Origin of the sequence: Azoarcus sp. TTM-91, assembly GCF_012911025.1 — a bacterium.
GTDB lineage: Bacteria > Pseudomonadota > Gammaproteobacteria > Burkholderiales > Rhodocyclaceae > Azoarcus.
In genome coordinates, this window is record NZ_WUEI01000051.1 from 19634 (window position 1) to 30759 (window position 11126).

Annotated in this window: 11 protein-coding genes; 10 read left to right on the forward strand and 1 reads right to left on the reverse strand. The window is 69.1% G+C overall.

What is annotated here, in order from left to right:
* Window positions 1–31 precede the first annotated feature (31 nt).
* The 10 genes from blaOXA to GRF61_RS14465 all read left to right on the forward strand — a co-directional run bounded on the left by blaOXA (window position 32) and on the right by GRF61_RS14465 (window position 10143).
* Window positions 32–862 carry a class D beta-lactamase gene (blaOXA, locus tag GRF61_RS14420; protein ID WP_169151336.1) on the forward strand — a complete coding sequence of 277 codons (831 nt, stop codon included), beginning with the start codon at window positions 32–34 and terminating at the stop codon, window positions 860–862.
* A gap of 53 nt (window positions 863–915) precedes the next feature.
* Window positions 916–1452: a MarR family transcriptional regulator gene (locus tag GRF61_RS14425; protein WP_169151337.1), complete on the forward strand. Its 537-nt coding sequence runs from the start codon at window positions 916–918 to the stop codon at window positions 1450–1452.
* Complete coding sequence (locus GRF61_RS14430; RefSeq protein WP_169151338.1) at window positions 1449–2267, forward strand: HEAT repeat domain-containing protein; 819 nt, start codon at window positions 1449–1451, stop codon at window positions 2265–2267. The genes GRF61_RS14425 and GRF61_RS14430 overlap by 4 nt, the downstream gene beginning before the upstream one ends.
* 122 nt (window positions 2268–2389) lie before the next feature.
* Window positions 2390–2938: a MarR family transcriptional regulator gene (locus GRF61_RS14435; protein WP_248281252.1), complete on the forward strand. Its 549-nt coding sequence runs from the start codon at window positions 2390–2392 to the stop codon at window positions 2936–2938.
* 203 nt (window positions 2939–3141) lie between these two features.
* Window positions 3142–3477: a hypothetical protein gene (locus tag GRF61_RS14440; RefSeq protein ID WP_169151339.1), complete on the forward strand. Its 336-nt coding sequence runs from the start codon at window positions 3142–3144 to the stop codon at window positions 3475–3477.
* On the forward strand, window positions 3477–4733 hold the full coding sequence (locus GRF61_RS14445; protein WP_169151340.1) for an SDR family oxidoreductase: 1257 nt from the start codon (window positions 3477–3479) through the stop codon (window positions 4731–4733). The genes GRF61_RS14440 and GRF61_RS14445 overlap by 1 nt, the downstream gene beginning before the upstream one ends.
* Window positions 4730–5209: a DUF2269 domain-containing protein gene (locus GRF61_RS14450; RefSeq protein ID WP_169151341.1), complete on the forward strand. Its 480-nt coding sequence runs from the start codon at window positions 4730–4732 to the stop codon at window positions 5207–5209. The genes GRF61_RS14445 and GRF61_RS14450 overlap by 4 nt, the downstream gene beginning before the upstream one ends.
* A gap of 321 nt (window positions 5210–5530) precedes the next feature.
* Complete coding sequence (gene dapA, locus GRF61_RS14455) at window positions 5531–6403, forward strand: 4-hydroxy-tetrahydrodipicolinate synthase (RefSeq protein WP_169151342.1); 873 nt, start codon at window positions 5531–5533, stop codon at window positions 6401–6403.
* A gap of 182 nt (window positions 6404–6585) precedes the next feature.
* The gene (locus GRF61_RS14460; protein ID WP_169151343.1) at window positions 6586–7806 is read left to right on the forward strand and encodes an FIST N-terminal domain-containing protein; all 1221 of its coding nucleotides are present in this window, start codon (window positions 6586–6588) and stop codon (window positions 7804–7806) included.
* A 30-nt stretch (window positions 7807–7836) separates the two neighbouring features.
* The gene (locus GRF61_RS14465; RefSeq protein ID WP_169151344.1) at window positions 7837–10143 is read left to right on the forward strand and encodes an EAL domain-containing protein; all 2307 of its coding nucleotides are present in this window, start codon (window positions 7837–7839) and stop codon (window positions 10141–10143) included.
* Window positions 10144–10207: 64 nt separating this feature from the next.
* Here the strand turns inward: GRF61_RS14465 and GRF61_RS14470 are convergent, their stop codons facing one another.
* Entirely contained in the window at window positions 10208–10984 is a 777-nt protein-coding gene (locus GRF61_RS14470; RefSeq protein WP_169151345.1) for a hypothetical protein, read from the reverse strand.
* Window positions 10985–11126 lie beyond the last annotated feature (142 nt).

The following is an 11126-nucleotide window of genomic DNA, read 5'->3' on the forward strand; positions in this document are numbered from 1 at the left end:
CTTTGCCTTTCAACGCTTTCCGGAGTTCATCATGAGATCTGCATTCCTTCGGCGATACGCCAGCCGCGCTGCCGCCGTCCTGCTGCTGGCGGCTAACTTCATCCAGCCCGCCGCAGCCGCCGGCGTGGAACGCTGGGAAGACAGGCCGGCGCTGGAGCGCCACTTCCAGGCCGCCGGCGTGCGCGGCACCATCGTCGTCATGGACGAGGCCAGCGGCCGCTGGATCGCTTCCGACTCCCGCCGCGCCCATGTGCGCTACCTGCCGGCCTCCACCTTCAAGATCCCCAACACCCTGATCGCGCTGGAAACCGGTATCGCCGCCGACGCAGCCCAGCCGTGGCGCTGGGACGGCGTGCAGCGCGAGTTTCCGGACTGGAACCGCGACCAGACGCTGGAGAGCGCCTTCAAGGTGTCCGCCGTGTGGGTCTATCAGGACATCGCCCGCAAGGTCGGCGCCGAACGCATGGCCGCCTTCGTGCGTGACTTCCGCTACGGCAACGCCGAAACCGGCCCGGTGCTGGAGCGCTTCTGGCTGGATGGCGGGCTGCGCATCTCGGCGGTGGAGCAGGTGGACTTCCTGCGCCGTTTCCTCGCCGGCACGCTGCCTCTGTCCGAGCGCAGCCAGCGCCTGGGCCGCGAGCTGATGCTGCGGGAGGAAACCCCGGCCTATCGCCTGTACGCCAAGACCGGCTGGACTGGCGGCGGCCGGGATTCGCTGGGCTGGTACGTCGGCTGGGTGGAGCGCGGCACACAGCGCAGCTACTTCGCCCTCAACATCGACATGCCCGGCGGCATCGCCCAGGCGCCCCTTCGCGAGCGCCTTGCGCGGTCCGTGCTCGGGGAACTGGGCTTGATGCGCTAGCCGCTTTTTCATGCGGATGGCGATGTGATTAGCCGCCATATAATATGGCGGCCATGAACGAAATCACCCCCACCCTTGAGCAAAGCCTCGAACAGAAATACCTCGCCCTGCTGGACGAAGCGCACCGCCGCCAGCTGCCGGACGTAGGCGGCATCCGCCTGTGCTTCCAGCTGCTGTCGGTGGCCGCCGCGATAAACCGCGACTGCGCCGCGCTGCTGGCGCCGCACGGGCTGTCGGAAGGCCGCTTCATCCTGCTCTTCCTGCTCGATGCCGCCGAACAGGGCCTGCCGCCCAATCTGCTCGCCGAACGCGCCGGCGTCAGCCGCGCCACGGTCACCGGCCTGGTGGATGGGCTGGAGCGGGAAGGGCTGGTGGAGCGCCGCGCCGAACTGGCCGACCGCCGCAGTCTCGCCGTCTGCCTCACTCCCGCGGGCAAGCGCCTGGCGGGGCGCCTGTTCGCCCAGCATGCGCAGTGGATCGCTGGTCTGCTGGGTGACATCGGCACGGAGGAGCGGCGGGTGCTGTCCGGCTTGCTTGCCCGCGTTGCCGCCCGTACCGGCGCGGTCGCGGCTGGGGAGGCGCAGCAATGAGCCGGGCGAAGAGTCAGCGTGAAGCGCAGTCCTCCGGTCCAGCCAGCGCGCCGCCCACAGCCAGACCCCGCACCGGCGCCAACCGGGTCGCCGCGGTGTCGCCGGAACATCTGGCCGCGCTGGAAGCCGGCACGCTGGCCAGCGCCACCCTGTCCGAAATTCTCGCGCTCGATCAGCAACGGCTGCTGCTGGCGGTCTTCCCCGGATTGCCGGCCGATGATCTGCCCGGCAAGGAAGCGGGCATCCTCAAGCGCATGAGCGCCATCGGTACGCTGTTGCAGCAGCACGGCGGCGAGGCGGCCCTGGCGCGCTGCCTGGCGCACTCCTCCGACACCGTCCGCGGCTGGGCCTGCTTCCTGCTCGCCGCCATGCCCGGTGCCGGACTGGCCGCGCGCCTGGAGGCCGTTCGCCCGCTGGCGGACGATCCCCACTTCGGCGTGCGCGAATGGGCCTGGCTGGCGCTGCGTGGCCATCTCGCCGCGGAACTGGAAACCGCCATCGCCCTGCTCACGCCTTGGACCTGCGAGTCCTCCGAACGCCTACGCCGGTTCGCCTGCGAAGCGCTGCGGCCGCGCGGCGTCTGGTGCGCCCACATCGCCCGCCTCAAGAGCGCTCCCGAACTGGCCTTGCCCATCCTGCAGGCGCTGCGCGCGGATCCGGCGGCCTACGTGCAGGATTCCGTCGGCAACTGGCTGAACGATGCCGGCAAAACCCGCCCCGACTGGGTCGCCGCCCTGTGCGCAGGCTGGCTCGCGGCAGGCGACCACCCGGCGACAGTGCGTATCTGCAAGCGGGCGCTGCGGAATCTCAAGTAGCAGACCCGCTCTTGTGCGAAGAAGGAGCCGATAAGGGTTTTCGTGACCCGCCTTCAGGCATGGAACCGCCTTTTGAGGGCTCCTGAATGTCAGTAATTTCTGTGTTGACAGAAATTACTGACATGACTAGATTCCACCTCATGGAACTCAAACCGATCGCTGAACGCTTCATCCTGCACTGGGGCGAGATGGGCTCCCGCTGGGGAGTCAATCGCACGGTGGCGCAGGTACATGCGTTGCTCTATCTCGCCGGGCGGCCGCTGGATGCGGAGGAAATCGCCCAGACCCTGAACGTGGCGCGCTCCAACGTCAGCACCAGCCTCAAGGAGCTGCAGGCCTGGAAGCTGGTGCGCATGGTGCATCTGCTGGGCGACCGCAAGGACCACTTCGAGACCTCCACCGACGTCTGGGAACTGTTCAAGCTCATCGTCGAGGGGCGGAGGCAGCGGGAGATCGACCCGACGCTGGGCGTGCTGCGCGCCTGCCTGGACGATCCGCAACTGCCGGCGGAGGACGACGGCACCGAGCGGCGCATCCGCGAGACGCTGGAGTTCGTGGAGATACTGACCACGTGGTCCGACGAGATGCTCAGGCTGAAGCCGGAAACGCTGATGAAAACCCTGGGCATGGGCGCCAAGCTGAGCCGGGCAGTGAGAAAGAAGGACGCCTGAGCTGGGGCGGCGAAGCGGGCGAGTCGCCCGTTTTTTTGATGCAGTTATTTCTGTTCATGCAGAAATAACTGCATGAATAGATGTTTGCGGGCGCCGGCCGTCTGCACCGCGCCCCGCCAGCAAGCGCTGCCGTGCCGGGCTGCTGCCTCGCCTCGGCGCGGGGATGTCGCAGGTTTTTCCTCTCATCGCTGAAGGAGTCTTCCATGTCTTCGCTGCTGTTCTTCCTGTTGGTGCAAATGGCGCTGCCGCCGCTGCTGGGCTACCTGGTTCATCTCCACCTGAAGGAGGCGACCCGCAGCATCCTGCTGGATCTGTGCGGTACCGAGGCGCGTGCCGATTACTGGGTGCGCACGCTGGGCCTGCTGATGGTGCTGACGCCGCTGTGCGCGGTGCTGCTGTTCGGAGGCTCGCTGAGCGCCGCTCCCTTGCAGGATGCGTTCAGGCGGGTGGCTTCCCTGAGCGTGCTCGGCGTGCTGGCGGCGGTAGCGGTGACGACGCGCGCGGTGTGGCGGCGGGTGCCGCAGGGGGAGTTGCCGTGATGCGCATCCTGGTCTGCGGTGCGGGCGGCTTCCTCGGCGGGGAGATCGCCAGGCGTCTGGAAACGGCCGGGCACGAGGTGCTGAGGGCGGTGCGCAGGCCGGCGCGGCAAGATGAAGTCGAGGCCGATTTCGGCCGCATGCTCGGCGTCGAAGACTGGCTCCCTTTGCTGCGGGGCGTGGATGCTGTGGTCAATGCGGTGGGGATACTGGTGGAGCGGGGCGGGCAGCGCTTCGATGCCATCCACCACCGCGCTCCGGCGGCGTTGTTCGCGGCTTGCGAGCGGAGCGGCGTCTCGCGCGTGCTGCAGATCTCCGCGCTGGGTGTGGAGCATGGCCGCGGTGCCTACTTCACCAGCAAGCTGGCGGCGGACGCGTTCCTGATGTCGCGCCCCCTTGGCTGGCAGATACTGCGACCGGGGCTGATCTATGGCCCGAGGGGGAAGTCCGCGGGTTTCTTCCGCCTGCTGGCGAGTTCTCCGCTGCTGCCATTGCCTTCCGGCGGCAAGCAGCCACTGCGGGCCGTGCATATCGACGATGTGGCCGAAGCCGCGCTGCGCCTGCTGGACCCGGCGACGCCGGTGCAGCAATGCGTGGCGCTGGTGGGGGCCGAAGTCTGCTCTTACCGGCAGATGCTGGCCTACTACCGCGCGGCGATGGGTTTTCCGCCGGCCTGGACTTTTCCGATGCCAGCCTGGGCGATGCGCTTCTGCGCAAGCTTCGCAGAACACCTGCCCGGCTCGCTGCTCACCCGCGATACCTTGTCGATGCTGGAAGCCGGCAACACGACGGACGATGGCGCCACCCGCCAGTTGTTGCAACGGCCGCCCCGGGGCCTGAGTGGTTTCATGTCCGCCGCCGAACGGGAGAGCGCACGCCAGCAGGCACTCGCCACCTGGCGACCGGCCTTGCTCCGGCTGGCGCTGGCGTCGGTCTGGCTGCTCACCGCGCTGGTCTGCCTGGTCGCCTATCCGCGGGAGGCCAGCCTGGCACTGCTGGCGGAGGCCGGCCTGCAAGGCATGCCGGCGCTGATCGCCTTCTACGGCGCGGTGCTGATGGATCTCGCCTTCGGCCTCGCCACGCTGTGCCGGCCCGGCCGGCGCCTGTGGCTGGCGCAGATGCTGGTGGTAGCGGGCTACTCCCTGGTGATCGCGGTCGCCCTGCCGGCCTTCCTCGCCCACCCCTTCGGCCCGGTGCTGAAGAACCTGCCGATACTCGCAATCCTGTTCCTGCTCTACGCGGAGGAAAGGCGGCCATGACGCTCTATGCCTTCATCAAGACGCTGCACATCCTGTCCTCGGTGCTGCTGGTGGGAACCGGCTTCGGCACCGCCTTCTACCTGTTCTTCGCCAACCGCTCAGGCTCGGTGGCCGCCATCGCCACCGTCTCCAGGCTGGTGGTGCGCGCCGACTGGTGGTTCACCACGCCTGCCGTCTTCATCCAGCCGCTGACCGGCCTATGGCTTGTGCATATCGCCGGCTGGCCCTGGAGCACGCCCTGGCTGATGGCTTCGGTCGCGCTCTATCTGCTGGCCGGCGCGTGCTGGCTGCCGGTGGTGTGGCTGCAACTGCACTTGGCGGACATGGCAAAAAAGGCGGCCGCCGCCGGCACCGCGCTGCCGCCCTTGTACTGGCGCTACGCCCGTTACTGGGAGTGGCTGGGCTATCCGGCCTTCGTCGCCATGGTCGGCGTGTATTTCCTGATGGCGGGCAAGCCGGCCCTGCTACTGCCGTAGCGGAAGCCGGATGCGGCAGCGCGGCGTTTTCTTTCCGCCAGCGGTTCTCCGGCGTGGATGCCGGCGTTACAATCCGCGCCATGGTCTGCGCCGCCCACCTTTCCCCCGCCACCGTTGCCGCCTCCGGCAGCCTTGCACTCGCGGGTGCGGAGCAGTCCAAAAAAGCCAAAAAACAGCCGCTCGTCTGACCGGAGCTGCTGTTCCGTCGGACGGGCGACGGGACGGCAGGACCGGATGGCAGCGCGCCCTCCAGGTACCCACGTAGTCTCGCCGCATGATTCGACGGCATTCATGCCGGTCTTTGCGTAGGAGTACGTTTCCATGTCGGATTTCTCCGGTATCTGGGTTGCCCTGGTGACACCCTTCAAGGCAGACGCCAGCCTCAGCGTAGACCATGCGGCGCTGCGCCGGCTGGTGGAGCATTACCGCGCGGCCGGTGTGGCCGGCGTGGTGGCGCTGGGCTCCACCGGTGAAGCCGCCGCGCTGGACGAAGGCGAGCAGGACGCGGTGCTGGACTGCGTGCTCGGTGCCGCCGGCGGGCTGCCGGTGATCTGTGGCCTGGCAGGCAACAACACCACACGGCTGCACGCCCGGCTGGCGCGGCTCAACCACCTGCCGCTGGCCGCGGTGTTGTGCCCCGCACCCTACTATGTGCGCCCCTCGCAGGCGGCGCTGGTCGCCCATTTCCACGAACTGGCCGAGCGCTCGCGGGCGCCATTGGTGCTGTACGACATTCCCTATCGCACCGGCGTGGCCGTGGCGACCGATACGCTGCTGACGCTGGCGGCCCATCCCAACATCCGTGCGGTGAAGGACTGCGGCGGCTCGGCGGAGAAGACCCGCGCGTTGATCGTGGACGGCCGGCTGCAGGTGCTGGCCGGCGAGGACGCGCAGATATTCCCCACGCTCTGCCTGGGCGGCGCCGGCGCCATCTCGGCGGCGGCGCATCTGTTGCCGGAGCGCTTCGTGGCGATGCAGCGCGCGGTGGCGGCCGAACGGCTGGCCGAGGCCAGGGCGCTGCACCACGCCCTGGTGCCGCTGATCGAAGCCCTGTTCGCCGAGCCCAATCCCTGCGTCATCAAGGCCATGCTGGCGCGGCAGGCATTGCTGGAAGACGTGCTGCGGCCGCCGCTGCTGCGTGCCAGCGACGAAGCGCTGGAACGGGCCGCCAGCGTGCTCGCCACCTTGTCCTGATGCTGGTGTGCCGGTCGCGCCCTTACTACCGGAGTGGGTGTGTGCAGTGCTGCATGGCAGAGCCCCCGCGGATGCCGATATGATTACGCGTCTTCATCTTTTCGTCATGCGTGGCGTGATGGTCCAAGGGCGCAGAATGGCGTCCAGCCGTCGTTCCACATCAAAGGGGGCAGGGCGCGAACATGGACAGGGTGCATAGCTGCGCGGCGCGCGGCCAGGATACCGCGGCGGTTTTCCGCAAATTGACGGCGCAGTTGCCCGAGGGCGCCCGCGGGGCACAGATGGTGGTGGCCTTTTACGGCTGCGGGCACGACGACAACCTGCTGGCTGCCGAGTTGCGGCGCCAGTTCCCGCAGGCCGCCCTGCTGGGTGGCAGCTCCGCCGGCGGGCTGATGACCGAGCGCGGAGTCATCGACGAGCAGGGCATCGGCCTGCTGGTGCTGGAGGACGCCGCCGGCGAATACGGCGCCGCCGCCGGACCGCTGGGGCACGACCCGGCGGCGGCGGCCGAGGCGCTGCTGGGGCAGGCGCTGGCCAGCTGCGGCTGCGAAGGGCAGTTGCCCGAGCTGGTGTGGATCTACCAGGCGCCCGGCAACGAGGAGGCGGTGCTGGAGGGGCTGCGGCGGGTGGTGGGCAATGCCTGCCCCATCATCGGCGGCACTTCGGCCGATGAAACCGTGGCCGGACGCTGGCGCCAGCTCGGGCCGGTGGGCGCCTTGAGCGACGGCCTGGCAGTGGGCGTGCTGTTTCCCTCCGCCGCGGTCGGCTTCGCTTTCCAGGGGGGGTATGAGCCCGCCGGCCCCAGTGGGGTGGTGACCGGCATCGGCTTCCAGCCCGACGGCGCCAGTGGCGTGGTCACCCAGGGCCATGGGCGGGAGATCCTCTCCATCGATGGTGAGCCGGCTGCCGAGGTGTACAACCGCTGGACGGGCGGGGCGATCGCCACCGCGCTGGCAGGCGGCTCCATCCTGCAGCAGACCACCATGTTTCCCCTCGCCACCGATGGTGGTCGCATCGATGGCGTCACCCACTACCTGCTGATACACCCGGAGTCGGTCACGCCGGCCGGTGGCCTGCGGGTGTTCCGCGACGTGGCGGCCGGCACGCGGCTGTTCGCCATGCGTGGCGACCGCCGCCGCCTGATAGAGCGCGCCGGCCGCGTCAGCCGCCAGGCCCGCCGCAGCCTGCCGGACGCGTTGGCGGTGGCCGGCGCGCTGGTGGTGTATTGCGGCGGCTGCAAGATGGCGGTGGACAAGGAAATCGGCGAGGTCGCCGGCGCCATCGCCGAGAGCTTGCATGGCGCGCCCTTCCTCGGCTGCTTCACCTTCGGCGAACAGGGCTGCCTGATAGACAGCAATGTGCACGGCAACCTGATGATCTCGGCGGTGGTCTTCGCCCGCTGAGCAACCTGGCCCCCGCCTCTGGACTCTTTCATGTCATTCGACCCCTCCGTGCCGCCCACCGAGAGCAACGAGGCCCTGCGCGAGGCGCTGCTCTCCCTGCGACGGGATTACGACGCCCTGCGCCAGGCCGGAGCGGACGTGCAGCAACTGCTGGAAGCGCTCGAATCCCTGCTCGGCGTCGAGGGAGAGGAAGACCCTTTCGTCCGCGTCTTCTCCTCGCTGCGCAAGGTCTTCACCTTCTCCCAGGCGCTGATGCTGGCCGAGCCGGAAGGCGGCGGCGAGGCACTGGAGTGCATCGTCGCCGAGGACGCGGGGCTGCTGCATTCGCGCTGGCCGGTGGCGGCCCTGTTCCGCAAGGTGATGGGCGGCAAGGTGGTGGCCACCTTCTCCACCGCCGGTCTGCCGGAATGGGAGGTGGCCGCCGGCCTCGGCCTGTCGCCGGCCGGCTCTGCGCTGCTGGTGCCGGTGCGGGTGCGCGAGCGGCGGGGCATCCTGCTGCTGTTGCGCGATCCGGGGCTGCCGGGCTTTGACCGCGGCAATGTCGGCCTGGCGCGGCGTTACTCGGTACTGGTCTCGCATGCGCTGGCTACCCGCTATGCCGCCGAGAGTGCGGCCGAGAGCCGGCGGCTGCTGGAGCTGAGCCGGCAGCTGCGCCAGAGCGAACAGGTGGCCAAGCGCAATGCCGACCTGCTGCAGGAGCTGGTGCGGGCGATGCCGGTGGGTGTGGCGGTGCAGGACGAAGCCGGACGGCTGCTGGTCGTCAATGACGCCGGCGCCCAGCTGCTGGGAGCCAGGGTGGAGGATCTGCTGGGCGAATTGCCGCCGCACCTGCGGGCGGAGGGCGAGCAGGCGCAGGAAGCCCAGTTGCACCTCGCGCGCTACCGCGAGCGCCTGGCTGGCGGCCTGCCCTACACCCGCGAGCGCAGCGTGACGCTGGCCGGCGAGGCGCGCACGGTGCTGCTCACCGGCACGCCGGTACGCATCTTCGATGAATACCTGATGCTCTCCACCTCGCTGGACATCACCGAGCGCAAGCGCTTCGAGGAGGAAATGCAGCGCCACGCCTTCCACGATCCGCTCACCGGCCTGCCCAACCGCGCCTTGATGAACGAGATCGTCGACAAGGCGGTGCGGGCCCACCAGGAGCGCGGCATGTTTGCGCTGGCCTTCATCGACATCGACAACTTCAAGCAGGTGAATGACTACTACAGCCACGGCATGGGCGACCAGCTGCTGATCGCCTTCTCCCGCCGGGTGGCGGAGTCGCTGCGGCCCAGCGACACGCTGGCGCGCATCAGCGGCGATGAATTCCTGCTGCTGGTCGATCCGGCGCAGAACGAGGCCGAGGTGGCGCGGGTGATAGAGCGGGTGCTGGAGGCCTGCCGCCGGCCCTTCGTGGTGGAATGCCACGAACTGCTGACCTCCGCCTCGGTGGGGGTGAGCTTCTACCCGGCGCACGGCGGCGACTACGAGACCCTGAGGCGCTGCGCCGACAGCGCCATTTACCAGGCCAAGAGCCTGCGCAAGGGCAGCGTGGCCTACTTCGATGCCAGCATGGGCCATGCGCTCACCGCCCGCATGGACCTGGAGCAGAGCCTGCGCGCCGCGGTGCGCGACCGCCATTTCCGCAACGCCTACCAGCCCAAGGTGCGGCTGGCGGACGAGACGGTGGTCGGCTTCGAGGCGCTGGTGCGCTGGGTGGAGCCGGACGGCCGCATCCAGCCGCCGGGCGTGTTCATCGAGATGGCCGGCGAGCTCGGGCTGCTGGACGACATCACCCTGCAGGTGCTGGACGACATCGCCCGCGAGCTGCCGTGCCTGAGTCGCCACTATGGCGCCGGCATCAGCGTGAGCTTCAATGTCTCCGCCCAGCAGGCGGGCGACATGCAGTTCATCGACCGCCTGCTGGCGGCCATCTCCGCCAGTGGCATCGCCCGGCGGCTGGTGGTGGAGCTCACCGAGGATGCGCTGGTCGCCGCCCAGCAGTTCCAGGACGCGGTGCTGCCGCGGCTGCGTGCGCTCGGCGTGCGGGTGTCCATTGACGACTTCGGCACTGGCTACTCCTCGCTGTCCACGCTGGCCGACATCACCGCCGACGAGTTGAAGGTGGATCGCGCCTTCATTACCGGCATCCATGAGCGGGCCCGCAGCCAGGGCATCCTCAAGGCCATCGAGTCGGTCTGCCGCGCGCTGCAGATCAGCATGGTGGCCGAGGGTGTGGAAGAGGTGGAGGAGCTGGAGTACCTGCGCAGCCACACCGGCATCGCCACCGTGCAGGGGTACTGCTTCGGCCGGCCGGCCTTCCTGGAGGACCTGCTGCCGCGCAGCGGCGCTTGAGACGGCAGGGAGGCCGGCAATGGGCGCCGCCGGGATCGCTCGACTGCTTCCCTTGCCCGCCGGTTCAGAATTCCCAGCTCAGCCCCAGGTTCCAGATTGCCGCGCCGTCGTTGCGGCCGGCCGCGCCATAGAGCTTGAGCGCCTCGCTGACGAGATGGCGCAGGCCGACCTGGTAGCCGGGCCAGGCGTGCGTCTGGCCGAAGCGCTCCAGCGTCAGGCTGCTGGCTTCGCTCAGCGGCAGGTCCAGGCCCAGCCCCCAGCGGGCGGCGTCTTCCGCTACGCCGGCGGTGTGCGTCCATCCGTGGCCAAGGTTGAGATGCAGCAGCGGACCCTCCGGCTGCTGCCAGCTCAGCAGCAGGTCTACGGTGCGGCGGCGTTCGTCGTCGCTGTCTTCCTTGCCGTCTGGCCGCAGCGTGTATTGCTGCAGCAGCAGGCCGGCGGAGAGGCCGGCATCCGTCTGCCAGGGAACCCATTTCAAGCCGATGCCGCCATGGGCCACGCGGGTGTCCGCGCCTCGTCCGTGGGTGTGCGAGGCTGCCAGCGCCAGCTGCAGTTCCAGCGTTTCGCCCAGTCCGTAGGCGAGGCTGGCGGCCATGCCGCGGTGGCTGCCGTCGTCGAAGCCGGTGGCCTCCAGGTTGCCCTTGCCACGGCCGGAGGTGGCGGCGTCATCCACCAGCATCGGACTCTCCGCCTGTGCGCTTCCGGCCATCAGCGCACAGGCGGCGAGCAGGATGAGCGCCACCGGGGCGAAGCCGCGGGCGCGCTGTGCCCGGCAGCCCGTACGGGCGGGAAGGAGCGGGCAGCTGGCCGGGCGTGGATGCTGGCGTACGCGGGAGGGCATGGGCTGAGTCCTTGTTCTTCTGCATGCGCCAGAGCTGGAAAAGGTGGCGCGACAGGGCTGCGCTTATTGGATGATCATAGATTTACCACGCCCTTCTCGCCGGCGCATGTGCTGCCCTTCCTGTGGGGGCGCCGTTTGGGTC

What these genes read in the sequence shown, in the direction of transcription:
- blaOXA (WP_169151336.1), top strand. Translation starts at nt 32, where the DNA reads ATGAGATCTGCATTCCTTCGGCGATACGCCAGCCGCGCTGCCGCCGTC.
- GRF61_RS14425 (WP_169151337.1), top strand. Translation starts at nt 916, where the DNA reads ATGAACGAAATCACCCCCACCCTTGAGCAAAGCCTCGAACAGAAATAC.
- GRF61_RS14430 (WP_169151338.1), top strand. Translation starts at nt 1,449, where the DNA reads ATGAGCCGGGCGAAGAGTCAGCGTGAAGCGCAGTCCTCCGGTCCAGCC.
- GRF61_RS14435 (WP_248281252.1), top strand. Translation starts at nt 2,390, where the DNA reads ATGACTAGATTCCACCTCATGGAACTCAAACCGATCGCTGAACGCTTC.
- GRF61_RS14440 (WP_169151339.1), top strand. Translation starts at nt 3,142, where the DNA reads ATGTCTTCGCTGCTGTTCTTCCTGTTGGTGCAAATGGCGCTGCCGCCG.
- GRF61_RS14445 (WP_169151340.1), top strand. Translation starts at nt 3,477, where the DNA reads ATGCGCATCCTGGTCTGCGGTGCGGGCGGCTTCCTCGGCGGGGAGATC.
- GRF61_RS14450 (WP_169151341.1), top strand. Translation starts at nt 4,730, where the DNA reads ATGACGCTCTATGCCTTCATCAAGACGCTGCACATCCTGTCCTCGGTG.
- dapA (WP_169151342.1), top strand. Translation starts at nt 5,531, where the DNA reads ATGTCGGATTTCTCCGGTATCTGGGTTGCCCTGGTGACACCCTTCAAG.
- GRF61_RS14460 (WP_169151343.1), top strand. Translation starts at nt 6,586, where the DNA reads ATGGACAGGGTGCATAGCTGCGCGGCGCGCGGCCAGGATACCGCGGCG.
- GRF61_RS14465 (WP_169151344.1), top strand. Translation starts at nt 7,837, where the DNA reads ATGTCATTCGACCCCTCCGTGCCGCCCACCGAGAGCAACGAGGCCCTG.
- GRF61_RS14470 (WP_169151345.1), bottom strand. Translation starts at nt 10,984, where the DNA reads ATGCCCTCCCGCGTACGCCAGCATCCACGCCCGGCCAGCTGCCCGCTC.